Annotated in this window: 22 protein-coding genes; 14 read left to right on the top strand and 8 right to left on the bottom strand. The window is 68.8% G+C overall.

Annotated elements, in window-relative coordinates:
- Positions 1 to 3: 3 nt before the first annotated feature.
- Both OOZ48_RS04750 and OOZ48_RS04745 read left to right on the top strand, forming a co-directional pair.
- The gene (locus OOZ48_RS04750) at positions 4 to 513 is read left to right on the top strand and encodes a peptidylprolyl isomerase (RefSeq protein ID WP_442867536.1); all 510 of its coding nucleotides are present in this window, start codon (positions 4 to 6) and stop codon (positions 511 to 513) included.
- On the top strand, positions 506 to 1,300 hold the full coding sequence (locus OOZ48_RS04745) for a UDP-2,3-diacylglucosamine diphosphatase (protein WP_269496336.1): 795 nt from the start codon (positions 506 to 508) through the stop codon (positions 1,298 to 1,300). Before OOZ48_RS04750 ends, OOZ48_RS04745 begins: the two co-directional genes overlap by 8 nt.
- On the opposite strand, the gene OOZ48_RS04740 is transcribed toward OOZ48_RS04745, so the two are convergent.
- The 3 genes from OOZ48_RS04740 to OOZ48_RS04730 are packed head-to-tail and all read right to left on the bottom strand — an operon-like array spanning position 1,297 to position 4,570.
- Positions 1,297 to 2,151, bottom strand: coding sequence for an undecaprenyl-diphosphate phosphatase (locus tag OOZ48_RS04740; protein ID WP_269496125.1), 855 nt, complete (start codon positions 2,149 to 2,151; stop codon positions 1,297 to 1,299). The genes OOZ48_RS04745 and OOZ48_RS04740 overlap by 4 nt on opposite strands.
- A gap of 36 nt (positions 2,152 to 2,187) precedes the next feature.
- Positions 2,188 to 3,780, bottom strand: a complete 1,593-nt coding sequence (locus OOZ48_RS04735) for a TerC family protein (protein WP_269496123.1) — start codon at positions 3,778 to 3,780, stop codon at positions 2,188 to 2,190.
- Positions 3,781 to 3,790: 10 nt separating this feature from the next.
- Entirely contained in the window at positions 3,791 to 4,570 is a 780-nt protein-coding gene (locus OOZ48_RS04730; protein WP_269496121.1) for an inositol monophosphatase family protein, read from the bottom strand.
- 97 nt (positions 4,571 to 4,667) lie between these two features.
- On the opposite strand from OOZ48_RS04730, the gene OOZ48_RS04725 reads away from it, so the two are divergent.
- Together OOZ48_RS04725 and cysE are read left to right on the top strand one after the other, a co-directional pair.
- The gene (locus OOZ48_RS04725) at positions 4,668 to 5,516 is read left to right on the top strand and encodes an RNA methyltransferase (RefSeq protein WP_269496119.1); all 849 of its coding nucleotides are present in this window, start codon (positions 4,668 to 4,670) and stop codon (positions 5,514 to 5,516) included.
- A 2-nt stretch (positions 5,517 to 5,518) separates the two neighbouring features.
- Positions 5,519 to 6,451: a serine O-acetyltransferase gene (cysE, locus tag OOZ48_RS04720; protein WP_269496118.1), complete on the top strand. Its 933-nt coding sequence runs from the start codon at positions 5,519 to 5,521 to the stop codon at positions 6,449 to 6,451.
- Between the two features lie 5 nt (positions 6,452 to 6,456).
- Here cysE and OOZ48_RS04715 read toward each other — a convergent pair whose 3' ends face one another.
- The 4 genes from OOZ48_RS04715 to OOZ48_RS04700 form a co-directional block, all read right to left on the bottom strand.
- Positions 6,457 to 7,302 carry a mechanosensitive ion channel family protein gene (locus OOZ48_RS04715; RefSeq protein ID WP_442867526.1) on the bottom strand — a complete coding sequence of 282 codons (846 nt, stop codon included), beginning with the start codon at positions 7,300 to 7,302 and terminating at the stop codon, positions 6,457 to 6,459.
- A 62-nt stretch (positions 7,303 to 7,364) separates the two neighbouring features.
- Entirely contained in the window at positions 7,365 to 7,835 is a 471-nt protein-coding gene (locus tag OOZ48_RS04710) for an autotransporter outer membrane beta-barrel domain-containing protein (RefSeq protein WP_269496116.1), read from the bottom strand.
- Positions 7,832 to 8,416, bottom strand: coding sequence for a DUF488 domain-containing protein (locus OOZ48_RS04705; protein ID WP_269496114.1), 585 nt, complete (start codon positions 8,414 to 8,416; stop codon positions 7,832 to 7,834). The genes OOZ48_RS04710 and OOZ48_RS04705 overlap by 4 nt, the downstream gene beginning before the upstream one ends.
- Positions 8,409 to 8,726 (bottom strand): FCD domain-containing protein, encoded by a 318-nt coding sequence (locus tag OOZ48_RS04700; RefSeq protein ID WP_269496112.1) that lies wholly within the window; start codon positions 8,724 to 8,726, stop codon positions 8,409 to 8,411. The genes OOZ48_RS04705 and OOZ48_RS04700 overlap by 8 nt, the downstream gene beginning before the upstream one ends.
- An 82-nt stretch (positions 8,727 to 8,808) precedes the next feature.
- Between OOZ48_RS04700 and mutS the strand changes: the two genes are divergently transcribed.
- Both mutS and OOZ48_RS04690 read left to right on the top strand, forming a co-directional pair.
- The gene (mutS, locus tag OOZ48_RS04695; RefSeq protein WP_269496110.1) at positions 8,809 to 11,400 is read left to right on the top strand and encodes a DNA mismatch repair protein MutS; all 2,592 of its coding nucleotides are present in this window, start codon (positions 8,809 to 8,811) and stop codon (positions 11,398 to 11,400) included.
- Between the two features lie 7 nt (positions 11,401 to 11,407).
- Complete coding sequence (locus tag OOZ48_RS04690) at positions 11,408 to 12,598, top strand: JmjC domain-containing protein (protein ID WP_269496107.1); 1,191 nt, start codon at positions 11,408 to 11,410, stop codon at positions 12,596 to 12,598.
- Positions 12,599 to 12,623: 25 nt separating this feature from the next.
- Here the strand turns inward: OOZ48_RS04690 and OOZ48_RS04685 are convergent, their stop codons facing one another.
- The gene (locus OOZ48_RS04685; RefSeq protein ID WP_269496105.1) at positions 12,624 to 13,730 is read right to left on the bottom strand and encodes a substrate-binding domain-containing protein; all 1,107 of its coding nucleotides are present in this window, start codon (positions 13,728 to 13,730) and stop codon (positions 12,624 to 12,626) included.
- A gap of 190 nt (positions 13,731 to 13,920) precedes the next feature.
- On the opposite strand from OOZ48_RS04685, the gene OOZ48_RS04680 reads away from it, so the two are divergent.
- From OOZ48_RS04680 to cysG, 8 genes are all read left to right on the top strand, one after another.
- The gene (locus OOZ48_RS04680; RefSeq protein WP_269496103.1) at positions 13,921 to 14,403 is read left to right on the top strand and encodes an NAD(P)H-dependent oxidoreductase subunit E; all 483 of its coding nucleotides are present in this window, start codon (positions 13,921 to 13,923) and stop codon (positions 14,401 to 14,403) included.
- A gap of 1 nt (position 14,404) precedes the next feature.
- The gene (locus OOZ48_RS04675) at positions 14,405 to 15,964 is read left to right on the top strand and encodes a formate dehydrogenase beta subunit (protein WP_269496101.1); all 1,560 of its coding nucleotides are present in this window, start codon (positions 14,405 to 14,407) and stop codon (positions 15,962 to 15,964) included.
- A gap of 9 nt (positions 15,965 to 15,973) precedes the next feature.
- Positions 15,974 to 18,844 carry a formate dehydrogenase subunit alpha gene (fdhF, locus tag OOZ48_RS04670; protein WP_269496099.1) on the top strand — a complete coding sequence of 957 codons (2,871 nt, stop codon included), beginning with the start codon at positions 15,974 to 15,976 and terminating at the stop codon, positions 18,842 to 18,844.
- A 10-nt stretch (positions 18,845 to 18,854) separates the two neighbouring features.
- Positions 18,855 to 19,712: a formate dehydrogenase accessory sulfurtransferase FdhD gene (fdhD, locus tag OOZ48_RS04665; RefSeq protein WP_269496096.1), complete on the top strand. Its 858-nt coding sequence runs from the start codon at positions 18,855 to 18,857 to the stop codon at positions 19,710 to 19,712.
- Positions 19,709 to 19,969 (top strand): formate dehydrogenase subunit delta, encoded by a 261-nt coding sequence (locus OOZ48_RS04660; protein ID WP_269496094.1) that lies wholly within the window; start codon positions 19,709 to 19,711, stop codon positions 19,967 to 19,969. Before fdhD ends, OOZ48_RS04660 begins: the two co-directional genes overlap by 4 nt.
- Before the next feature lie 131 nt (positions 19,970 to 20,100).
- Positions 20,101 to 21,894 carry an assimilatory sulfite reductase (NADPH) flavoprotein subunit gene (locus tag OOZ48_RS04655; RefSeq protein WP_269496092.1) on the top strand — a complete coding sequence of 598 codons (1,794 nt, stop codon included), beginning with the start codon at positions 20,101 to 20,103 and terminating at the stop codon, positions 21,892 to 21,894.
- Between the two features lie 22 nt (positions 21,895 to 21,916).
- On the top strand, positions 21,917 to 23,593 hold the full coding sequence (gene cysI, locus OOZ48_RS04650) for an assimilatory sulfite reductase (NADPH) hemoprotein subunit (RefSeq protein ID WP_269496090.1): 1,677 nt from the start codon (positions 21,917 to 21,919) through the stop codon (positions 23,591 to 23,593).
- A complete protein-coding gene (gene cysG, locus OOZ48_RS04645) occupies positions 23,590 to 25,014 on the top strand; it encodes a siroheme synthase CysG (RefSeq protein WP_269496088.1) in 1,425 nt (474 codons plus the stop codon). Before cysI ends, cysG begins: the two co-directional genes overlap by 4 nt.
- Positions 25,015 to 25,047 lie beyond the last annotated feature (33 nt).

Below are 25,047 nucleotides of genomic sequence, written 5' to 3'. Positions count from 1 at the left end.
TCCATGAGCAACCACCCCCAAGTCAAACTGCACACCAACAAGGGCGACCTGCTGATCGAGCTCGACGCCGAAAAAGCCCCCAAGACCGTGGAAAATTTCCTCACCTACGTCAAGGAAGGCTTTTATGACGGTACGATATTCCATCGCGTCATCAACAACTTCATGGTCCAGGGCGGCGGCTTCGAAGCCGGAATGAAGCAGAAACAAACCCACGCGCCCATCGAAAACGAGGCCAACAACGGCCTGAAGAACGACCGCTACACGCTGGCCATGGCCCGCACCGCCGACCCTCACTCGGCGACCGCGCAATTCTTCATCAACGTCGCCGACAACGATTTCCTGAACTTCACCGCGCCCACTTCCAACGGCTGGGGCTATGCCGTGTTCGGCAAGGTGGTCGAGGGCACCGAGGTGGTCGATGCGATCAAGCAGGTCAAGACCGGCAACAAGGGCTTCCACCAGGACGTCCCCGTCGATGACGTCGTCATCGAAAGCGCCACCCTGGTTGAGTGAGCTCGCGCTGCCGGGCACGGTCTGGATCGCCTCGGACATCCACCTGGGCGAACATAATCCCGGCACGGCGGCGGCATTCTTCCGCTTCCTCGAACGGGCGCGTCGCGAGGCCGACGCCCTCGTCCTGTGCGGCGACATCTTCGAGGCCTGGATCGGCGACGACCACGCCCTGCGGGATCCGCCGGCCTGGCTGGCCAGGGCCCTCACGGCCCTGCGCGACACCGCGCACGACATCCCGCTGTGGCTGGGACACGGCAACCGCGACTTCCTGATGGGCGCGGCGCTCGCCCGCAGCCTGGGCGCGCGCCTGCTGGACGATGAAATTTTGCTGACCACGGCCGCGGGCACACTGCTGCTGGCCCACGGCGACCAATACTGCACCGACGACACCGGCTACCAGCGCCTGCGGCGCCTGGTGCGCGCGCCGTGGGTGCAGCGGGCCTTCCTCGCGCTGCCGCTGGCCCTGCGGCGGCGCATCGCCGCCTGGGCCCGCGCCCGCAGCCGCCGGGCGCGGCGCGGCAAGTCCATGCGGATCATGGACGTCAATCCACGAGCCGTCGCGGATGCGCTGGCGGCCTCGGGATCGGATGTGCTGGTCCACGGCCATACCCACCGGCCTGCGGTGCACGCGCTGGATGCCGGCGGACGCGCCTGCCGGCGTTTCGTCCTGCCGGACTGGGACTACGACCAGCCGCCCGGGCGCGGCGGCTGGCTGGTGCTGGATGCCGGCGGCCCGCGCCTCATGCTGGACGAGCCCCTGGGCGGCGGCGATACGCCCGGACGCTAGAGCAGCACCCAGCAGGCCACGACCACCGCCAGGCCGATGCGGTACCAGGCGAAGGGCCGGTACGTGCGCCGCGCGACGAACGCCAGCACGGCCCGCACCAGCACCAGGGCGCTGAGAAATGCCGCGACAAAGCCCACCACGATCGCCAGCATCTGCGACTCGTCGAGGGCCGCACCATGCCGGTACAGGTCGTACACCGAGGCGGCCAGCATCGTCGGCATGGCGAGGAAGAACGAAAATTCCGTGGCCGTGCGCCGATCGATCCCGGCCAGCATGCCGCCGATGATGGTCGCCCCCGACCGCGACGTGCCCGGCACCATCGCCAGGACCTGCGCGCACCCCACGGCCAGTGCCTGCTTCCAGCTGATCTGCTCGAGCGTATGCGCGCTGGCGTGCTGCGACACCTCGGTCTCGGACGGGTCGTCGGGCCGCTTGGCATAGCGGGGCTTGCGCTCGACCCACAACATGATGAGCCCGCCCAGCGCCAGGGTGATGGCGAATACGCCCGGATGATGGAACAGCGCCTTGACGTAGCGGATCCCCAGGGCGCCGATCACGGCGGCCGGCATGAACGCGATCGCCAGGTTCCACACAAAGCGGCGCTCTTGCGGATCGCCGGCGAAGAAGCCGCCCAGCATCTGCAGGATGCGCGCGCGAAACACCCACATCACCGCCAGGATGGAGCCGAGCTGGATGACGACCTCGAACACCTTGTCGTTGCCCGATGAAAAACCGATCCAGTCGCCCACCAGCAGCAGGTGGGCGGTGCTGGAGACCGGAATGAATTCGGTAAAACCTTCGACGAGGCCCAGAAACAGGGCCTGCAACAAAAACCACGCGCTATCGTTCATGCGTCCTTTCCGCTGTGCTGTATTGTGCCGGTCGGCCTAGTCGGAGGACTCGGCCTCGGCATCCGGGTCGGGCAGGTGGATCCGCTCGATCTGGACCGTGGCGATGCGCCGCCCATCCATCTCGAGCACGGTAAAGCGGAATGCGGGCCATTCCCCCTGCACGAGATCGCAGGAATCGCCCACCGCCGGCAGCCGCCCGAAGCGCTCGAGCAGATAGCCGGCAATCGTGGCGTATTCCTCGTCCTCGTCGACCAGGCCGTCGGTGTGCATGACCTGCTCGAGGTGATGCAGGTCGGCCGCGCCGTCGACGCGCCAGCGTCCGTTGCCCTGGTCGATGATGTCGGGCGCCTCGTCCTCGTCGGGGAATTCGCCGGCGATCGCCTCGAAGATGTCGATGGGCGTGACCACCCCGACGATGGAGCCGAATTCATCGGCCACCAGCACCAGCAGGCCGCGGGAGCGCTTGAGCGTATCCATGAGCTGCAGGATCTCGATCGACTCGTGCACGATGATGGGTTCGCGCAGGCGGGTCTCGCGAATGGTGCCGTGGATCAACAGATCGGTGATCAGCTCCTTGGCGCGGCCGATCCCCACGACCTCGTCCAGGGTGCCGCGGCACACCGGAAAGAAACTGTGGGGCTCGCGGGTGATCTGCTCGCGCAGCTCGGCTGGATCGGCCTCGAGGTTGATCCACGACACGTCCGTGCGCGGCGTCATCACCGAATGCACGTTGCGGTCGCTGAGGGTCAGCACCCCGCTGACCATGTTGCGCTCCTCGTCGCCGAAGGCCTCGATGGGCGTCGCATCGGCCGCCATGCCCGGATCGGTATCGAGGCCTGGGCCCACCATGGGGCGGCGTCCGAGCAGCATCAGCACCGCCTCGGCGGTGCGTTCGCGCATGGGCCGGCGCGATTCGACGCGGCGCATATTGCGGCGCGCCAGCTGGTTCAGGGATTCGACGATGACCGAGAAGGCGATGGCCGCGTACAGGTAGCCCTTGGGCACGGCAAAGCTGAAGCCTTCGGCCAGCAGCGAGAAACCGATCATCAGCAGAAAGCCCAGGCACAGGATGACCACTGTCTGGTGGGCATTGACGAACTGCGTGAGCGGCTTGGAGGCCACCAGCATGATGGCCATCGCGACGATCACCGCGATCATCATGACGGGCAGATGGTCGACCATGCCAACCGCGGTGATGACGGAATCGATCGAGAACACCGCGTCCAGAATCACGATCTGCGTGACGATCACCCAGAAGCCGGCATGCAGGCGCGAGCCCGAGGCATGCGCCGTGCGCCCCTCGACGCGGTCATGCAGCTCGAAGGTGCCCTTGGTGAGGAGGAACAGCCCCCCGCCGATGAGGATCAGGTCGCGGCCCGAGAAGGCAAACTCGCCGAACGACACGATAGGCGCGGTGAGCTTGATCAACCACGACATGAGGGTGAGCAGCAGCAGGCGCATGGCCAGCGCGAGGCCCAGGCCCAGCACCCGCGCGCGGTCGCGCTGCTTGGGCGGCAGCTTGTCGACCAGGATGGCGATGAAGACGAGGTTGTCGATCCCGAGGACGATCTCGAGGACGATCAGGGTGAGCAGGCCGACCCATGCGGAAGGGTCCAGCATCCATTCCATCGATCGGTCCTCAGGCGCTCAGGTAGCCGATCATCTGCGGGAATACCTTCGGGGTGGCCGTCAGCAGGTTGCCGCTGGCCATCCAGCCCTGCTCGCCCTCGAAGTCCGACAGCAGGCCGCCGGCCTCGAGCACCATCAGGCCGCCGGCGGCCATGTCCCAGGGCTTGAGGCGCACGCCGCAGAAACCGTCCAGGCGCCCGCAGGCGACGTAGGCGAGATCCAGCACCACCGAGCCCGTGCGCCGCGCCGCGGCGCAATCGGCCAGCATCGGCGAGAAGGGCGAATCCGCCGGCAAGGCGGTGGATTTCGGCACATGCGAGGCCAGCAGGGCGTCATGGTAGCGCGTGCAGCCCGAGACCCGCACGCGCCGGTCGTTCAGGAAGGCCCCGCTGCCGCGGCTGGCGGTGAACATCTCGTTGCGCGAGGGGTCATAGATCACCGCATGGGCGGGCTGCCCGCGATGCAGCAGCGCGATCGACACGGCGTAGTTCGGAAAGCCGTGGATGAAATTCGTGGTGCCGTCCAGCGGATCGATGATCCACTGGAAGTCCGGCGGGACGCCTCCAGCGGCGCCATGTTCGCCCGTTTCCTCGGCCAGGATGGCGTGGTCCGGATAGGCCGTGCGTAAAATGTCGATGATGGCTTCCTCTGCGGCACGGTCGACTTCCGTGACATAATCCTTGGGCCCCTTGCGCGCCACGTTCAGGCGTTCGAGATCCAGGCTCGCGCGGTTGATGATTGTGCCTGCGCGGCGGGCCGCCTTGATGGCGGTATTGAGCATCGGATGCATAGAATTCCAGAGAAAAACTGCTTTGCCAAGCGTACAGGCCACACCGGCTGTTTGCAACGACAACACCGGCTAGGGCATGGAAAGTCCTCTATTTTAAATGACTCCACAAGAACCCCCTGAAAACGCGGCCGCCACGGCCGGTCCATTCGGACGCGTGCGGTTCATCATGGTGAGTCCCAGCCACCCCGGCAACGTGGGCTCGGCGGCGCGGGCGATCAAGACCATGGGCTTCGGCGACCTGACGCTGGTCGACCCCGCGCTGCCCGATGTCCTGGCACACCCCGAGGCGATCGCGCTCGCCAGCGGCGCGGGCGATGTCCTGCGGCACGCGCAGATCCGGGCCAGTCTCGCCGAGGCGCTGGGGCCGACGACCCTGGCCTTTGCGCTGACGGCGCGCGCACGCGCGCTGGGGCCACCGCCCTGCGACATCCGCGAGGCGGCCGTCCTGGCGGCGCGGCACCTCGCCGCCAGCGACCTCACCGGCGTGGCGGTGGTGCTGGGCACCGAGCGCTCGGGATTGTCCAACGAGGACATCACCCTGTGCCAGAATGTCTGCCACATCCCCGCCAACCCGGCATACAGCTCGCTCAACGTCTCGCAGGCCCTGCAGCTCGCGGCCTGGGAACTGCGCTATGCCCTGCTGCCCCTGTCCGGCGATGCCCGGCTGCCCGACACGCACGCCCGGCACGACCCCGGCGCCGATCCGGCCAGCAGCGCGCGCCTGCAGGCGATGCTCGCGCATCTCGAGCAGGCCCTGGTCGAGGTCGGCTTTCTCGATCCCTTGCACCCCAAGAAGCTCCTGCCCCGCATGCGCCAGCTCCTGACCCGCGCCCGCCCCAGCACCGACGAGGTCGACATGCTGCGCGGCATGTGCACCGCCATGGTCAAGACCGCACGCGCCGCCCGCGGCGGCCCGGGCGACACGGGGCTGCCACACGTGGAATGATCATGTTCAAACAGCTACGCGAAGACATCGACTGCATACACCAGCGCGACCCGGCGGCACGCAGCCGCCTCGAGATCCTCACCTGTTATCCGGGGCTGCACGCCATCCTGGTGCACCGGCTGGCCCACGGATTGTGGCGCCGCGGCTGGCTGTGGGCGGGGCGGTTCGTCTCGCACCTGGGCCGCATCCTCACCGGCATCGAAATCCACCCCGGCGCGCAGATCGGCCGGCGGGTCTTCATCGACCACGGATTCGGCGTCGTCATCGGCGAGACCGCCGTCGTGGGCGACGACTGCACCATCTACCAGGGCGTCACCCTGGGCGGCACCCGCCTGTACAAGGGCGAAAAGCGCCACCCCACCCTCGAGGAGGGCGTGGTGGTCGGCGCGGGCGCCCAGATCCTGGGCGGCTTCACGGTCGGCGCGCACGCCCGCGTCGGCTCGAACGCCGTGGTGATCAAACCCGTGCCGCCAGGCGCAACGGCGGTGGGCAACCCGGCGCGCGTCATCCTCAAGGACGACGCGCATGCAAGCGAGGAACCGGGTTCGGCCGAGGCTCCCGCGCCAGCCGGGGCACCCGCGCAGGCGCCGGCTCAGGCGGCCGGGTCCGTACCGCCCACGGACGAAGGCGCCGCGCCCCTGCCCTGCCAGACGGACTGGACGGCCAAGCCGCTGCAGGACCTGCTCGACCGCGGACGCCCGGAAGCGCGTACTGCCCAAGGCCCCACCCAGGGCGCCGCGGAATTCGCCGCCTACGCGGTCGATCGCGGCGACGACGACCCGCTGATCCAGGTCCTGCACGAACTCATCGACCATGCCGCCAGCCAGGAAAAACGGATCACGCGCCTGTGCAAGGCCATGGAAGACTTGGGGCAGCGCGTCGAGAACGGCCAGAAGCCGCTGGATGCCGAACGCTTGAATCGAATGGTCGAATAGCCCCGTCAGTCTTCCGCCGCGGCGGCAGCCGACGCGGCGGGCACCGCGCGCACCTCGCGCAAGGGAATCGGCGTCTTCAGGCCGGCGCGCTGCAGCGCCTGCGCCGCCTCGCGATACAGGTCGAAGCGCAAATCCCAGTACTTGTCGGCGGGCGTCCATACCCGGATATTGACCATCACGGCGCTGTCGCGGTATTCCGTGGCCATCACCCTCGGCGCGGGATCCGGCAGCACATCGTCGCGTCCCTCCACGAGCGCGCGCAGCGCGGCGATCGCCTGGTCCAGATCGTCTCCATAGCGCACGCCGATGGCGACGTCCAGGCGCCGCGAGGCGTTGCGGCTGTAGTTGATCACCGCATTGCCCCAGACCGAACTGTTGGGCAACAGCAGGTGCACCCCGTCGAACTGGATGAGCCGCGTCATGAACAGCCCGACCTCGTCCACCGTCCCCTCGCCCTGCCCCGCGATCGATACATATTCGCCCGCGCGCACCGGGCGCAGGATCAGCAGCATGATGCCCGCGGCGATGTTCTGCAGCGTACCCTGCAGGGCCAGACCGACCGCCAGGCCGGCGGCGCCCAGCATGGCGATGAGGCTCGCGGTCTGGACGCCCAGGCGCGCCAGCACCGCCAGCAGCACCACCGTGCGGATGGTCCACACCGTGACGCTGCGCAGGATCGGAACCACCGTGGGGTCGATGCGGGTGGAGCGCGAGGCCAGGCGCCGCACGCCGTGCGCGGCCAGGGAGGACAGTGTCCAGCCCACCACCAGAATGATCAGGGTGATCAGGCCCTGGACCGCCATGTGGTGCAGGTCGGGCAAGGCGGCGACGAATTTGTTCAGGTCATCCATGGTTGTCATCCTCGAAGTAGCGGCCGTGGATCGATGCGCCGGCCATGCAGACGCGGGCTATTTTAGCGGCGTCGGCCATCGCGCCGGACTTGTCCACGCAAGATGTGGACAAGTCCATGGACAATGCGTGACTTATTCGACAATCCCCTTGTGCGATAAATACTTGGGATTGTGGGTCGAAGATTGGCCAGGGCGGCCACGCCGATCGTCAGTTCACGCCGGCTGTCGACGGCATGGCGGGTGTAGGCTGCGCCGGCCAGCCAGTTGAGGCGGCCCGCGGCGCCCAGATCCCAGCCGCGGCCGCCGTAGACGGCGCCCGTGTCGCTCTTGACGCTCGAGCGCGAGGCGCGCTGGTCCACGCGAACCCGCCCATCGGTGTGCCCCAGGACCACGCCAAGCCGCCAACCGTGACCGACCTTGGCGTCTGCGCCGAGGAACAGGCCGGCGACATCGGTCTCGACCCGCGCGGCGTTACCGTCGTCCGCGAGCGATCCCCAGTCACCCGGCCCGACGGCGCCCTTCCCGGCCTTCAAGGCCTGGGCCCGGATTCACCCGGATAAACCACCCCGCCCTCAGGCCGGGGGACTGCGCCCGGCGTCAGGCGCGCGGGCTCGATGCGGCCCGGTGCCATGATATGGAAGACCGACTCGCCTCGCGCCAGCAGGTGGTCGGCGACGATGCGGCGATGGCAGCGCCACCAGACCGCCTCGGAGCACATGAAGGCGCAACGCAGGGTGCGTCCGCGCGCCAGCAACTGGTCCAGCCCCTCGCGGAAGGCCTCGGACAGCGCGTAGTCGGCATAGTTGTGAAAGCTGTCGTTCTCCCAGAAGCCATTGACCTCGGGGGACACGGACTTCGACTTGCCACGCAGGCCGCCCAAGGCCGCCAGGTGCTCGTACGACACCTGATGGGCGGCCAGCGCATCGGGCAAGGCGTCCCGATTGAACTGCGGATTGGCGCGCGAGCGCGGCACGGTCCGGATGTCGATGACGCATTCGACGCCGGCCTCGTCCAGCAACGCAACAAAGGATTCGAGGTCACGGTTCGAGTGGCCGATGGTGAAGAACGGCAAACGCCTGGCGGCCTCGCCGCCCATGGCTTGCGATTCAGGCATCGCGCATAGTCCGCAGCTGCTGGTCGATGTAGACGCCGGCTTCCTGGATGTCCTGGCGGATGCATTGCACGACCTTGCCCATGTCACCCTCCCTCAAGGCCTCGACCGTGGCCCGGTGGTAATCGTTGCGCTTGAGATTGGGCACGTAATCCTCCAGCACGGCGTTCAGGGCCGGACCGCAGCGCAGCCATAGCGTTTCCGTGGTGTCGCGGATCAGCGGCATGTCAGCCGCATCGTACAGCGTAAAGTGAAAACGACGGTGCAGGTCCAGATAGAGGTTCTTGTTTTTGCCATCGATGTTGGCCGCCAAAGCTCAACCGCCCCCACTCATACCTTCACCATCGACGATAATACCCTCAGGCCCTCCCAACCAAGCAGATCAATTCCCTAGCATGTCCACCCCCGACCTCTCCAACCACACCCCCATGATGCAGCAGTATCTAAAGCTGAAGGCCCAGGCCGGCCCGCATCTGCTGTTCTACCGCATGGGTGATTTCTACGAGATGTTCTACGAGGACGCCGAGCGTGGGGCGCGTCTGTTGAACCTGACGCTGACCAAGCGCGGCACCTCCAATGGCGCTCCCATCCCGATGGCGGGCGTGCCTTTCCATGCGATGGAGGGCTACCTGGCACGCCTGGTGGCGCTGGGTGAATCGATTGCGATCTGCGAGCAGGTCGGCGATCCCGCCGCCAGCAAGGGACCGGTCGAGCGCCGGATCGTGCGCGTGGTGACGCCCGGCACGCTGACGGACGATGCCTTGCTGCCGGCGAAGTCCGACCGGATCATCGCCGCCCTCGTGGCTGGGCAGGGACGCCAGCGCGACGCGGTCGGGCTGGCCTGGATGAACCTGGCAAACGGCGAATTCAAGGTCTGCGAATGCGCCCCCGCCATGCTGGATACGGAGCTGGGGCGCATCGCGCCGGCCGAGCTGCTGTGCGCGGAGCGCGCCGAGCCGCCCGCCGAGGCCGCGGGCCTGACGGTCAGCCGCGCACCGGAATGGCATTTCGAGACCGACGGCGCCCGCGAAACGCTAATGACGCATTTCGGCGTGGACGTGCTGGGCGGCTTCGGCCTCGATCCGCTGCCGCTGGCCACACGCGCGGCGGGAGCCCTGCTGCGCTACGTGGGCGCCACGCAGTCCCAGGCGCTCAGCCATGTGCAAACGCTCGCCGTGGATGCGGGCGGCGAGTACGTCGTGCTGGATCCCGCGACCCGCCGCAATCTGGAGCTCACCGAATCACTGGGCGACGGCGAGGGGCCCACGCTGTTCTCGACCCTGGATCACTGCCATACGCCGATGGGCAGCCGCCAGCTGCGCCGCTGGCTGCAGGCGCCGCTGCGCGAGAATCCCAAGGCGCGGTCGCGCCAGGACGCCATCACCTGCCTCTTGAAGGCGCGCGACGGGGACGCCGCGGCGGCGCTGCGCGAGCTGTCGCGCGCCCTGGACGCGCTGCCCGACCTGGAACGCATGGCGACCCGCCTGGCGCTGCGCACGATCCGGCCACGCGAGCTCGCGAGCCTGCGCGAGGCCCTGGGCGGCCTGCCCGCGATCGCGGCCCTCGCCGAGGCACGTTTCGAGGCGGGCGGCATGCTGCTGGAGGACGTGCGGGCCATCCCGGTCGAGGATGCGCTGCGCGCGCTGCTGGCGCGCGCCGTCGCCGCGGAGCCGGCGCTGATGATCCGCGAAGGCGGGGTGATCGCCGAGGGCTACGACGAGGAACTGGATACGCTGCGCAAGCTGGCCGGCGACAACGGCGAGTTCCTGCTGGAGATCGAGGCGCGCGAACGCGAGCGCACCGGCATCGTCAATCTGCGGGTCGAGTACAACCGCGTCCATGGTTTCTATATCGAGGTGACGCGCGGCCAGGCCGACAAGGTGCCCGCGGACTACCGGCGCCGCCAGACGCTGAAGAACGCCGAGCGCTACATCACGCCCGAGCTCAAGACCTGGGAGGACAAGGTCCTGTCGGCGCGCGAACGCGGCCTGGCCCGCGAAAAGGCCTTGTTCGACGAGTTGCTGGAACACACGGCGGCGCACGCGGGGGCGCTGGCGCGCAGCGCCGCGGCGCTGGCACGGATCGATGCGCTCGCCAGCCTCGCCAGGCATGCGCTGGACAATGGCTGGACGGCGCCGACGCTGTGCGACGCGCCCAAGGTGCTGATCGAGGCCGGCCGCCACCCGGTGGTCGAGCACAGCATCGAGGTCTTCACCCCCAATGATTGCGCCATGGATGCGGAACGCCGCATGCTGCTGATCACGGGCCCCAACATGGGCGGCAAGTCCACCTACATGCGCCAGGTGGCGCTGATCACGCTGCTGGCGCGCATGGGCAGTTACGTGCCGGCCAGCCGCGCCGAGATCGGCCCGATCGACCGGATCTTCACGCGCATCGGCGCGGCCGACGATCTGGCGGGCGGGCGCTCGACCTTCATGATGGAAATGATGGAGGCCGGCGCGATCCTGGCCGCCAGCACGCCGCGCAGCCTGGTGCTGATGGACGAGATCGGGCGCGGGACGTCGACCTACGACGGGCTGGCGCTGGCCTGGGCCATCGCCCACCGGCTGCTGACGCACAACCGCGCGCTGGTGCTGTTCGCCACGCATTATTTCGAGATGACGCGCCTGCCGGAAAAGGCCCACGGCGCCCTCAACGTGCACCTGGCGGCCGCGGACACGGCCGACGGGGTGGTGTTCCTGCACGAGGTGCGCAAAGGGCCCGCCAACCAGAGCTACGGGCTGCACGTGGCGCAGCGCGCCGGGATTCCCCAGGTGGTCATCCGCCATGCCCGGCGCGAGCTGGCCGAGCTCGAGGCGCGCAACCGCGCGGATTCCCAACTGGCGCTATTCATCCAGGAGGTCGAGGACGAGGACGAGGATCCGGACGCGCCCCTCAAGTCGGCCCTGCAGAACCTGGATCCCGACACGCTCACGCCGCGCGAGGCGCTGGAACTGCTCTATCAGCTGCGCCGCGATTTCCTGTGAGGCCATCATGAGCACCGACATCCTCGACATCGACCAGCCCGCGGCACTGTTGGGCGGCCTGACGCCGCAGGCGTTCATGCGGGACTACTGGCAGCGCAAGCCCCTGTTGATCCGCCAGGCGATCCCGGACTTCGCGCCACCGCTGACGATGGCCGACATCAAGACCCTCGCCCGGCGCGAGGAAGTGGAATCGCGGCTGGTCTCGCATGGTGCGCGCGGCTGGGCCATGAAACGCGGCCCCTTCACGCGTCTGCCTCCGGCGACACGCCCGAACTGGACGCTGCTGGTGCAGGGCGTGGACTTGCACGACGATGCCATCGCGGGCTTGATGCGGCGTTTCCGCTTCATTTCCGATGCGCGGCTGGACGACACGATGATCAGCATCGCCTCCGACGACGGCGGCGTCGGCCCGCATTACGACAGCTACGACGTGTTCCTGCTGCAGGCGCACGGCCGGCGGCGCTGGCGCATCAGCCAGCAGGCGGACCGCGCGCTGGTGCCGGGCTTGCCGCTGAAGATCCTCCAGGACTTCCGGCCCGAGCAGGACTTTGTCCTCGAACCCGGCGACATGCTGTATCTGCCGCCGCATGCCAGCCACGACGGCATCGCCATCGGCGATTGCATGACGATCTCCATCGGCTTTCGCGTGCCCAGCCGCGCCGCCCTGGCGCGCGGCCTGCTGGAAGCCGCGGCCGACCAGGTCTCGGCGCAGTTCCTCGAGGACCCCGGACTCTACGGCCAGCCCGCCCTGCCAGGACCGGATCTGTCGGGCCTGTACGAGGACGCGGGCGCACCCGCCACTCGCCACCCCGCCGCCTTGCCCGAGGCGCTGATCGCCGCCACGCTCGACACCCTGGAACGGATACGGCTGGACCAGGCGGTGGCGGCCCGGTTCCTGGGCCAGTGGCTGACCACCCTGCCCGACAGTGCCCTGTTCGATCCGCCCGACGAGCCGATCTCGCTGGCGGACGCGGTCCCCGAGGGACGGCTGGTGCTGGATCGCTGCACGCGGCTGATGTATGGCGGCGGGCAGCTGTTCATCAATGGCGAGGTCGCCCCTGCCGCGCCGCAGCCTGGCCTCGAAGCGCTGGCCGACCGCCGCTGGCTGGCGGCCGAGGCGGTGCGCGCGCTGCCGGCCGGGGTCCGGTCCATGCTGGATGAATGGCTGGAGGAAGGCTGGGCGCACTGGCGGGCCTGAGCCGCCCGGTGCGCTCGCAGCCACCTTAATGCAGCGCCCTGGGAATGTCCTTGCCGAAGGCCTGCTCCAGCGTCTGCACCTGCCCCATCAGCCGGCAATCGTAGCCCACCAGGTCCTTGACGTATGACTGGTAGGCCTCGCCGTTCATCAGGTCGAGCAGGCGCTGCAAGGCGTGGGTCCCCACCAGATCTTTGTTGATCCCGAAGAAATATCGTTCCTTGGCGAGCGGGATGAAGGCCAGGCCGCAGCGCCAGGCCGCGGTCTCCACGCCGATGCCGACGTCGGCCATGCCGCTGGCGATGTGGGCGGCGATGGCCATGTGCGTGAATTCGCCGGTGTCGAAGCCCCGCACCTCGTTCGGATCGATGTCCAGCTCTTCGAGCATCAGATGCACCAGGTAGCGGGTGCTGGAGCCGATCTGCCGATTGACGAAGCGCACGTCGGGGCGCACGAGGTCGGCGATCGAGCGGATGTCCTTGGGATTGCCGGACTGGACGAACAGGCCGGTGTTGCGCTCGGCCAGGTGCAGCAGCAGCATGCGGTCGGGGTTGAGCCAGCGCGCGTAGTGCCGCAGGATCGGTTTTTCATACGAGGCGCCCGGCACCTGGAAGCCTGCCAGGTCGCATTCCCGGCGGTCCAGAGAGGCCAGCGCCTCGATCCCCGTGCGATAGCGCAGTTCGAGCGGCATCATGTCCTGGTCGTTGGCCAGGCGCATCAGGCCCTCGACGGCGAAACCGTGGCTGGCGTGCAGGCGCAAGACGGACAGCTCCTCGGAATAGAGGCGCTGCAGTTCGTCCTGCAGCTCGGAGGCGATGCTCTCGAAGGTCGGCGCCAGCCGCGCGTCGATGCGGCGATTGGCCCACAGCAGATGCCGGGCGAAGTTCGTCAGGCGCGAGCCGCGCCGCCGGGAGGTCTCGATCAGGGCGGTCTGGAATTCCGCCTCGGCCTTGCGCAGCAGGCCCCAGGCATGGCGATAGGAGATGCGCCGCGCCTGACAGGCGCCGGCGATGTGGCCGCATTCGTCCACGGCGGCGAGCAATTGCAGGACCTCGCCCATGGCGAGGATCTCGCCGCTCTGCTTTTCCAGAAACCACTCGGATTTGAGCTTCGGTTTGAATCGATAAACCGCCATGCCTTCTCCCAAATCTATTAATAGGAATTTTTATACATATAAATCAGTACCCCTGTTTTTATATGCACTTTTTATCTTATTGAATCCAAATCATTTTCTATAGTAGAGTAAGTCAACGGCCGGAATATCATTATGCAAATTAAAACATATTAAGGCGCATCGCTCGCCGTCGATGCCCAGGAGACGACCCATGGATGCACCTCGGAACACGGTTGCGGCATGCCCGCTGGACCCCACTGAGCTGGTGCGCGACATCCTGCTGCGGCATGCGGGGCAGGAAGGTTCGCTGCTGCCCATCCTGCATGCCGTGCAGGACGCGATCGGCTACATTCCCGACGCCGCCGTGGTCCAGATCGCCGCAGGCATCCAGCGCTCGCGCGCCGAGGTTCATGGCGTGGTCGGCTTCTACAGCCATTTCCGGCGCGCGGCGCCGGCGCCCGTGCGTCTCGAGGTCTGTCGCGCCGAATCCTGTCAGGCCTGCGGCGGGCAGGCCCTGTATGCGCACGCCGAGGCGCGGGTCGCGGCGGCGGGCACGGCCGAGGTCTCGCTGGACCCTGTCTATTGCCTAGGGCTGTGCGCCCAGTCGCCTGCCGTCATGATCAACGGCCGGCCCCATGCCCGCATGAGTCCCGAAAAGCTGGATGCCCTGCTGGCGCAGTGCCCGGAGGCCTGAGATGAAAACCCTGTACGTGCCCCTGGACACCGCCGCCATCGCCATGGGCGCCGACGCCCTGGCCGGGGCCTTCCGCGACGAAGCCGCCCGCCGCGGGATCGCGCTGCGCGTCGTGCGCAACGGCTCGCGCGGCATGCACTGGCTGGAGCCCCTGGTCGAGGTGCAGACGCCGGCCGGCCGCGTGGCCTACGGACCGGTGTCGCTCGCCGACGTGCCCTCGGTCCTGGAGGCCGCCTGTGCGGACGGCGCGGACCACCCCTTGTGCCACGGTCCGACCGACGATATCCCGTTCCTGCGCACGCAGGAACGCCTGACCTTTGCCCGCGTGGGCGTGATCGACCCGCTCAGCATCCCGGACTATGAGGCGCACGGCGGATTTGCCGGCCTGCGCAGGGCGCTGGCCATGGCGCCCGCCGACATCGTCGCCGAGGTCTCCGACTCGGGCCTGCGAGGCCGCGGCGGCGCCGCGTTCCCGACAGGCATCAAGTGGCGCACCGTGCTGGATACGCCGGCGCCGCGCAAGTTCATCGTGTGCAACGCCGACGAGGGCGACTCGGGCACGTTTTCCGACCGCATGCTGATGGAGGGCGATCCCCTGTCGCTGATCGAGGGCATGGCCATCGCCGGGCTGGCGGTGGGCGCGTCCTGCGGCTATCTGTACGTGCGTTCTGAATATCCCCAGGCCGAGGCCGTGCTGGCCGCCGCCTTGGCGCTGGCCCGACAGGGCGGCTGGCTGGGCGAAAACATCCAGGACTCGGGCCTGTCCTTCGACATCGAGCTGCGGCGCGGCGCCGGTGCCTACATCTGCGGCGAGGAAACGGCCCTGCTGGACAGCCTGGAGGGGCGCCGCGGCATGGTGCGCGCCAAGCCGCCCCTGCCCGCCGTGCGCGGCCTGTTCGGCTGCCCCACCGTCATCAACAACGTCATTTCCCTCGCCACGGTGCCCATCATCCTCGCACGGGGCGCCGCCCACTACCGAGACTTCGGCATGGGCAAGTCCCGCGGCAGCCTGCCGTTCCAGATCGCCGGCAACATCCGCCGCGGCGGCCTGGTGGAAAAGGCCTTTGGCCTGACCCTGCGCGAGCTGCTGTTCGATTATGGCGGCGGCAGCGCATCGGGCCGGCCGCTGCGCGCGGTGCAGGTGGGCGGCCCCCTGGGCGCGTACCTGCCGGAATCCCAATGGGACACGCCGCTGGACTACGAAGCCTTCATCGGGATTTCCGCCATGCTCGGGCACGGCGGCGTGGTGGCTTTCGACGACACGGTCGACATGGCGGCCATGGCCGAATACGCCATGGAATTCTGTGCCATCGAGTCCTGCGGCAAGTGCACCCCCTGCCGCATCGGCTCGGTACGGGGCACCGAGGTCATCGGCAAGATCCGCCGCGACGAGGCTCGCGAGGAACAGGCCGCGCTGCTGCGCGAGCTGTGCGACACCATGGTCGCCGGATCGCTGTGCGCCCTGGGCGGCATGACGCCCTACCCGGTGCTGTCGGCGCTCGAACATTTCCCCGAGGACTTCGGCCTCGCCCGCGTACCCGCCGCAGCGCAAACCGCCTAGGAGCCCGCCATGCTGGAAACCGTCGTCAAGCGCGACCGCGACCTGGGGACGCCGCCGTCTCCATCCACGGAACTCGTCCGGCTCACCATCGACGGCATCGCCGTGGCCGTGCCGGCCGGCACGTCGGTGATGCGCGCCGCGGCGCTCTCGGGCATCAACATTCCCAAGCTGTGCGCCTCGGACAACCTCGAGGCTTTCGGCTCCTGTCGGCTGTGCCTGGTGCAGATCGAGGGCCGTCGCGGCTATCCGGCATCCTGTACCACGCCGGTCGAGGGCGACATGGTGGTGTGGACGGAAAACGCGCGGCTCCACGCGCTGCGCCGCAACGTCATGGAACTCTACATTTCGGACCATCCGCTGGACTGCCTGACATGCCCGGCCAACGGCGACTGCGAGCTGCAGGACATGGCCGGGGTGGTGGGCCTGCGCAACGTGCGCTATGGATTCGACGGCGCCAACCACCTCGACGACCGCGCCGACACCTCGAATCCCTACTTCACCTACGACCCCTCGAAATGCATCGTCTGCAGCCGCTGCATCCGGGCCTGCGACGAGGTCCAGGGCACCTTCGCGCTGACGATCGGCGGCCGGGGCTTCGATTCACGCATCATTGCCGGCCAGGACGACGGGTTCCTGGACAGCGACTGTGTGTCCTGCGGCGCCTGCGTCCAGGCCTGCCCGACCTCTTCGCTGATCGAGGACACCATCATCGAGCAGGGCCAGGCCGAGCACGCCGTGATCACCACCTGCGCCTATTGCGGGGTGGGCTGCGGCTTCAAGGCGGAAATGAAAGGCGAGCAGGTCATCCGCATGACGCCCTGGAAGGACGGCAAGGCCAATCGCGGCCATTCCTGCGTCAAGGGCCGCTTCGCATGGGGCTACGCCACGCACGCCGACCGTCTGACCCAGCCCATGATCCGGGAAAAGATCACCGATCCCTGGCGCGAGGTTTCGTGGGATGAGGCCATCGGCTACGCGGCCTCCGAGCTGCGGCGCATCCAGTCCAAGTACGGCGTCGACGCCATTGGCGGCATCACGTCCTCGCGCTGCACCAACGAGGAAACCTACCTGGTCCAGAAGCTCGTGCGCGCGGCCATGGGCAACAACAACGTCGACACCTGCGGACGCGTCTGCCACTCGCCGACCGGCTACGGCCTCAAGACCACGATCGGCGAATCCGCCGGCACGCAGACCTTCGACTCGGTCATGCACGTGGACGTGGCCATCGTCCTGGGCGCCAACCCCAGCGCGGCCCACCCGGTCTTCGCCTCGCGGCTCAAGCGCCGCCTGCGCGAGGGCGCGCGCCTGATCGTGATCGATCCACGCCGCATCGAGCTGGTCGACGGGCCCCACGTCAAGGCCGACTTCCACCTGCCCGTGCGTCCCGGCACCAACGTGGCGGTGCTCAACGCCCTGGCCCACGTCATCGTCACCGAGGGCCTGGTGGACCACGCCTTCGTCCAGGCGCGCTGCGAACCCGAGGCCTTCGACCAATGGATGCGGTTCGTCAGCCTGCCGGAAAATGCGCCCGAAGCCACCGAATCGATCACCGGCGTGCCCGCCGCCGACCTGCGCGGCGCCGCACGGCTCTATGCCACCGGCGGCAATGCCGCCATCTACTACGGCCTGGGCGTCACCGAGCACAGCCAGGGCTCCACGGCGATCATGGCGATCGCCAACCTGGCGATGATCACGGGCAACATCGGCCGCGAAGGCGTGGGCATCAATCCCCTGCGCGGCCAGAACAACGTCCAGGGCTCCTGCGACATGGGCTCGTTCCCGCACGAATTCCCAGGCTACCGCCACGTCTCGGACGACCAGGTCCGGGGCCTGTTCGAACAGGCCTGGGGCGTCGCCCTGCAGCCCGAACCGGGCCTGCGCCTGCCGAACATGTTCGATGCCGCCCACAGCGGCTCGTTCAAGGGCCTGTACTGCCAGGGCGAGGACGTCGCCCAATCCGATCCCAACACCCGGCACGTCGTCGGCGCCCTCGAGGCCATGGAGTGCGTCATCGTCCAGGACATGTTCCTCAACGAGACGGCCAAGTATGCCCACGTGTTCCTGCCGGGCTCGTCCTTCCTGGAAAAGGACGGGACCTTCACCAACGCGGAACGGCGCATCTCGCGCGTGCGGCAGGTCATGCGGCCCAAGGCCGGCCTGGCCGACTGGGAGGTCACCTGCGCTTTGTCCAGGGCGATGGGTTACCCCATGGACTATGCCCACCCGGGCGAGATCCTGGACGAGATCGCGCGCCTGACCCCCACCTTCGCCGGGGTGTCGTTCGGCCGCATCGCGGCGCTGGGCGGCAGTGTGCAGTGGCCCTGCAACGACCAGGCGCCCGAAGGCACGCCGATCATGCACGTCGACGAATTCGTGCGCGGCAAGGGCCGCTTCATGATCACCCGCTACGTGCCCACCGAGGAACGGTCCACCCGGAAATTCCCCCTGCTCATGACCACGGGCCGCATCCTGTCGCAATACAACGCGGGGGTGCAGACCCGGCGCACGGCCAACAATGCCTGGCACAGCGAGGATGTGCTCGAGATCCATCCCCACGACGCCGAGGACCGCGGGATCGTCGAGGGCGACCGGGTCGCCATCCAGAGCCGCGCAGGGGAAACAGTCCTCAAGGCCACGGTCACCGATCGCATCCAGCCGGGCGTGGTCTACACGACCTTCCATTTCCCCGAATGCGGCTCGAACGTCCTGACGACGGACAATACCGACTGGGCCACCGATTGCCCCGAATACAAGGTCACCGCCGTCCAGGTCCGCAAGGTCACCGCGCCCTCCGCATGGCAACAGGATTGGCAGGCCACCGAAGGCCAGCAGGATCGGCTGCTGCGCGAGCGCGAGGCCATGGACGCCCTGCAGCGGTAGGCTTGCGCCCATGCATCCCGCCGACTACGACCCGCTATCCGACCACCCCGGCAGCGCAGCCGGCCATTGCGTCGGCCCCGTGCTGCGCGCGCAGGCCGGCGGTGCACGCGCCGGCCAGGACGCGATCGCCTGCGAACAGGCGGTCGCGCTGGAATACAACGGCATCGCCCATGCCGCGCTGCTCGCTTCGCCGCTGCATATCGAGGAGCTTGCGCTGGGATTCTCATTCACCGAAGGCATCATCGAATCCGCCGACGAACTGCGCGACGTCGCCGTCCACGCCACGGCTGAGGGGCTGGTCGCCCAGGTGCAGATCCCGGCGGCCCGGCTGCACGCGCTCAAGCTGCGCCATCGCAATCTCGCGGGCCGTACGGGCTGCGGCCTCTGCGGCGTCGAAAGCCTGGCGCAGGTTCGCCGCGACCTGCCGCCCCTGCCCGTCCCGGCGCAGCCATGGACGGGCCGCGCCCTCGAACGGGCGCTGGGCGAGTTGCGCCGTCGCCAGCCCCTGCACAATCTCACAGGTGCAACCCATGCGGCGGCCTGGGCCGATGCGCAAGGCGGGCTCGCTTACCTGTATGAGGACGTCGGCCGCCACAATGCGCTCGACAAGCTCATCGGCCGGCTGCTGCGCGAGCCGGTGGAGCGCGGCCGGGGTTTCGTCGTGGTCTCGAGCCGCGCGAGCTTCGAGATGGTGCAAAAAACCCACGCGGCCGGCATCGGCGCGCTGGTGGCGGTCTCGGCCCCGACCTCGCTGGCGGTCCGCCTGGCCGACGAGGCGCGGATGATGCTGGCCGGCTTCGCCCGCGAAAACAGATACACGATATACACACACCCCGAGCACCTGAGCCTGGATGGGACCGCGTCATGACCAATATCGAACACCTCATCCGCCTGGCCAATCGCATCGGCCATTTCTTCGAGGCCATGCCCGACCGGGCCAGCGGCCTGGACGGCATCGCCGACCACATCCACCGGTTCTGGGAGCCGCGCATGCGCCGCGCCCTGCTGGACTACCTCGAGGCGCACCCGGAGGGACGCTGGGGCGACACCACGCTGAGCGACATTTGCCGCGAGGCCATCGCCCTGCACCGCAATCGCCTGTACCCGCAAGCCCGGCCCGCCTGAGCGCAAATGCCCGGTCGGTCTTACGGCCGGGCATTTGCTTATGCCGCATAAGGACATGAGCATCCTGTCGTTCACGCCAGCCAAGGCTCTCCATAGAATGAGGAGCTTGATGAACCGACAAGGCCACCGCCATGCTCGCGCCGACCTATTTGCCCGAAGCCAAACATGCCCTGATCACCGACCTGGCCGACAGCCTGGAGCCCCAGGCCCTCAGTTGGTTGTCGGGCTATTTCGCCGGCGTGGCGCAAGGCCGGCAATCGGCCCGCGCCCCGGCGCCGCTGGCGGTCGCCGCCGCGCCCGCCAACGCGCGGCGCCTGACGATTCTGTACGGCAGCCAGACCGGCAACGCCAAGCGCATCGCCGAGGGCCTGCTGCAGCGCGTGCAGGGGCAAGGCCTGGAGGCCCGCCTGGTGCGCGCCGACCAGTACCCCACGCGCGAGCTCAAGGAAGAGCAACTGCTCTACATCGTCATGAGCACCCAGGGGGACGGCGAGCCGCCCGATGACTCGATCGCGCTGGTGGAGTTCCTGCTGGGCAAGCGCGCCCCCAAGCTGCCCAAGCTCAAATACGCGGTCCTGGGCCTGGGCGACTCCAGCTACCCCTCGTTCTGCGGGATCTCGCAAAAAATCGACGAGCGCCTGGCCGAACTGGGGGCCGAACGCCTGCAAGAGGCGGGCGCCGCCGACCTGGACATCGAAACCGTGGCCTCGCCGTGGCAGGACGCCGCCCTGGCGCATGCCCGCCAGCAGCTGAAGGCCGCCGAGGCGCCGGCCGGCGCGACCGTCACGCCCTTGCGGGTCCAGCCCGGCAAGGTCACCCGCGACCAGCCCTTCCACGCCGAACTGCTGCTGAACCAGCCCATCACGGGTCGCGACAGCGACAAGGACATCCGCCACCTCGAGCTGTCCCTGGAAGGCAGCGGCCTGCACTACGAACCGGGCGACGCCCTGGGGGTCTGGCCGGTGCAGGACGAGGCGCTGGTGGCGCGCGTGGTCGAGGCCGCGGGGCTGGACGCCGCCGCGCCGGTCGAACACCAGGGCGCGACACGCCCGCTAGGCGAATGGCTGCGCAGCCACCGGGAACTGACCGTACTGACGCGGCCGTTCCTGCAGGCGCTGGCCGAGCGCGCCGGCGACGAGGGGCTCCACACCCTGCTGCGCCCCGAGTCGCGCGAGGCGCTGGCCGCCTACATGGCCGGCCACCAATTGATCGACGCCCTGCGTGCCTGGCCCGCACGCTGGCCGGCCGACGCACTGGTGGCCGCCCTGCGCCCCCTTGCGCCGCGCATGTATTCCATCGCCTCGTGCGCCGCCGTCGCCGAGGACGAGGTCCACCTGACGCTGGCGAACGTGGCCTTCGAGCGCGAGGGCGAGGACCGCTGGGGCGTGGCCTCGCGCTTTCTCAGCCAGTTGCCCGAAGGCGCCAAAGCGCCGGTATTCGTCGAGGAGAACACGCGCTTTCGCCTGCCCGCCGATCCGGGGCGCGACATCATCATGATCGGCGCGGGCACCGGGGTGGCCCCCTACCGCGCCTTCATCCAGGCGCGCGCCGAGACCGGCGCGGCGGGCCGCAACTGGCTGTTCTTCGGCAATCCCCACTTCGGCAGCGATTTCCTCTACCAGACCGAGTGGCAGCAGGCCCTGAAGGCGGGCGCCCTGCAGCGGATCGACCTGGCGTTCTCGCGCGACCAGGCCGGGAAAGTCTACGTCCAGCATCGCCTGGCCGAGCGCGGCGCCGAGGTCTACGACTGGATCCAGGGCGGGGCCCACGTCTACGTCTGCGGCGACGCGACCCGCATGGCGCGCGACGTGCATGCCACGCTGCTGGAGATCGCCCGCGACCAGGGCGGCCTGGACGAGGAAGGCGCCCGGCAATGGCTCGACGAACTGGCCGCGCAGGGCCGCTACGCGCGCGACGTCTATTGAATCCCCACCCACGCAGGATCCCATGAGCATTTCACCGCTGTCCCCCCTGGAAGACATCAAGGCCGCCAGCAATTTCCTGCGCGGCACCATCGCCCGCGAGCTGGAAAACCCGGTCACCGGCGCCATCCCCGAATCCGACACCAAGCTGCTGAAATTCCACGGCAGCTACATGCAGGACGACCGCGACATCCGCGAGGAACGGCGCAAGCAGAAGCTGGAGCCCGCCTACGCCTTCATGGTGCGCGCGCGCCTGCCCGGCGGCGTCGTCAGCCCCGCCCAGTGGCTGGCGCTGGATGCGCTGGCCAGCCGGTACGCCACGCGGGGGCTGCGCATCACCACGCGCCAGACCTTCCAGTGGCACGGCATCGTCAAGCGCGACCTGCGTGCCTTCATGCAGGGCATCCGCGACGCGCGGGCGACGACCATCGCCGCCTGCGGCGACGTCAACCGCCAGGTGGTCAGCGCGGTCAACCCCCATCTGTCCAGCCAGCACGCCCTCGTCCAGGAGTGGGTGCTGCGCCTGTCCAATCATTTCCTGCCGCGCACCCGCGCCTACGCGGAAATCTGGCTGGGCGGCGAGCAGGTCTCCGAGGCGCTCGACGAGGAACCGATCTACGGCGCGACCTACCTGCCGCGCAAGTTCAAGATCGGCATCGCCATTCCCCCCACCAACGACTGCGACGTATTCGCCAACGATCTGGGCCTGATCGCCATCATCGAGGGCGGCGCGCTGCTGGGCTTCAACGTCGCCGTCGGCGGCGGCATGGGGGCCACCGCCGGCGACCCCACCACCTATCCGCGTCTGGGATCGCTGATGGGGTTCGTCGCGCCGGACGACCTGATCGCAGTCGCCGAAGCCGTCGTGACCTTGCAGCGCGACCACGGCAACCGCCAGGCGCGCCAGCACGCGCGCCTGAAATACACCGTCGACCGGCTGGGCGTGGACTGGTTTCGCGAACAGATCCAGGCCCGCAGCGGCCGGACGCTGCACGCGCCGCGACCCTATCGCTTCGAGCGCAACGGCGACCGCTACGGCTGGTCCCAGGGCGAGGACGGCCGCTGGCACCTGGGGCTGTACATTGCCTCGGGCCGCCTGTGGGACCGCGAGGGCCTGCGCCTGCAGACCGGCATGCGCGAGATCGCCAGGATCCTCAAGGGCGAGTTCCGCATGACCTGCAACCAGAATCTCGTGATCGCCAACGTCGACGAGGCCGACCGCCCGGCCATCGACGCATTGGTCGAGGACTATGGGCTGGACGGCTATCGCGAGCAAAGCGGCATCCGCCGCCACCACATCGCCTGCGTCGCGCTGCCCACCTGCGGCCTGGCCATGGCCGAGAGCGAGCGTTACGCCCCCGTGCTGCTGGCCAAATTGGAGGCCCTGCTCGAGAAACACGGCCTGGCCGATGCGCCCATCCTGCTGCGGATATCGGGCTGTCCGAACGGCTGCTCGCGGCCCTACTTGGGCGAAATCGCGCTGGTCGGGCGCGCGCTGGGCCGCTACGACCTGCGCCTGGGCGCGGATTTCACGGGCGAGCGCATGAACGTCCTGTACCGCGAGAACATCGACGAGGCGGCGATCCTGTCCAGCCTGGACGCCGTGTTCGAACAATACGCCGCGCGCCGCGAGTCCGGCGAGGGTTTCGGCGATTTTCTGGTGCGCACACAGGCCATCACGGCGCACACCCCGACCGTATGAATCACTTCCCCCTGTTCGCCGACCTGAAAGGCCGCCGCGTGCTGGTCGTTGGCGCCGGCCCCGTCGCCGATCGCAAGATCGCCCTGCTGCTGGCCGCCGGCGCCCGCGTCGTGGTGGGCGCGCGCGCGGCCCATCCCCGCGTACTGGCGCGCGCCCACGCCGGCGAGATCGACCTGCGCCTGGGAGAATTCAATCCCGCCTGGCTGGACGACGCCTGGCTGGCCATCGCCGCCACCGACGATCGCGCACTCAACCGCAAGGTCTCGGAGGCTGCCGCTGCGCGCCGCCTGTTCTGCAATGTGGTCGATGATCCCGAGCTGTCCAGCGTCCAGGTGCCGGCCATCGTGGACCGGTCGCCGGTGACGATCGCCATTTCCTCGGGCGGCAGCGCGCCGGTGATCGCGCGCCGCTTGCGCGAGCGCATCGAATCCCTGTTCGATCACTCGTTGGGCGCACTGGCCGATCTGGCCCGACGCCGGCGGCCCGCCATCCGCGCGGCCCGGCCGGGCCTGCGGGCGCGCCGGGCATTCTACGATTGGCTGCTGGACGGTCCGGTCCTGGGCGCCCTGCGCCGCGGCCGGCCCGACGAGGCCGAACGCCTGCTCGACGAGGCACTGGCGCAGGCGGCGGCGCCGCCGCGTGGCCGGGTGCTGCTGGTCGGCGCCGGCCCCGGCGATCCCGGCCTGTTGACCTTGCGCGGCCTGCGCGCCCTGAACGAGGCGGACGTCATCCTGCACGATCGCCTGGTCGATGCCGGGGTCCTGTCCCTGGCGCGGCGCGACGCCCTGCTGATCGACGTAGGCAAGGCGCCCGGCGGCCGACACGAGGCCACCCAGGCCCGCATCCACGCACTGATGGTATCGCACGCCCGTCAAGGCCGCTGCGTCGTGCGCCTGAAAGGCGGCGATCCCCTGGTCTTCGGGCGCGGCGGCGAGGAACTGCAGCACCTGCGGCGGCACGGCATCGATTATGAGGTGGTTCCCGGCATCACGGCCGCCCTCGCCTGCGGCGCCTACGCCGGCATTCCGCTGACCCACCGCGACCACGCCCAGTCGCTGACCCTGGCCACCGCACACCGCCGCGGCGGGGCGTGCGCCGACGCCGAGCCCGAATCCGGGCGCACGCGGGCGTACTACATGGGCGTGGAGCGCCTGGCGGGCCTGCGCGCGCAGCTGCTGGCCGGCGGTCTTGCGCCGGACACACCCTGCGCCATCGTGGAAAACGGTTCGCGCAGCGGACAGCGGGCGCTGTACGCGACACTGGAGAACGTCGAGAACCAGGCGCGTCGGCACGCCATCCGCTCGCCCGCCCTGATCATCGTCGGCGAAGTGGCCGCCCTGGGACGGGAACTGGCCTGGTTCGGAGAGATCCTGGACGGCGAGCCGGCGACCGCGGCGACCGCCCGCCTGGCGGCCGCCTAAGCCCCCGACGCGGGCCCCTTGCGGCCCCGCCCC

This window comes from Castellaniella sp. S9 (genome assembly GCF_027257175.1).
In the GTDB taxonomy this organism is placed as follows: Bacteria; Pseudomonadota; Gammaproteobacteria; order Burkholderiales; family Burkholderiaceae_B; genus Castellaniella.
This window is presented reverse-complemented; position numbering and strand designations above follow the sequence as displayed.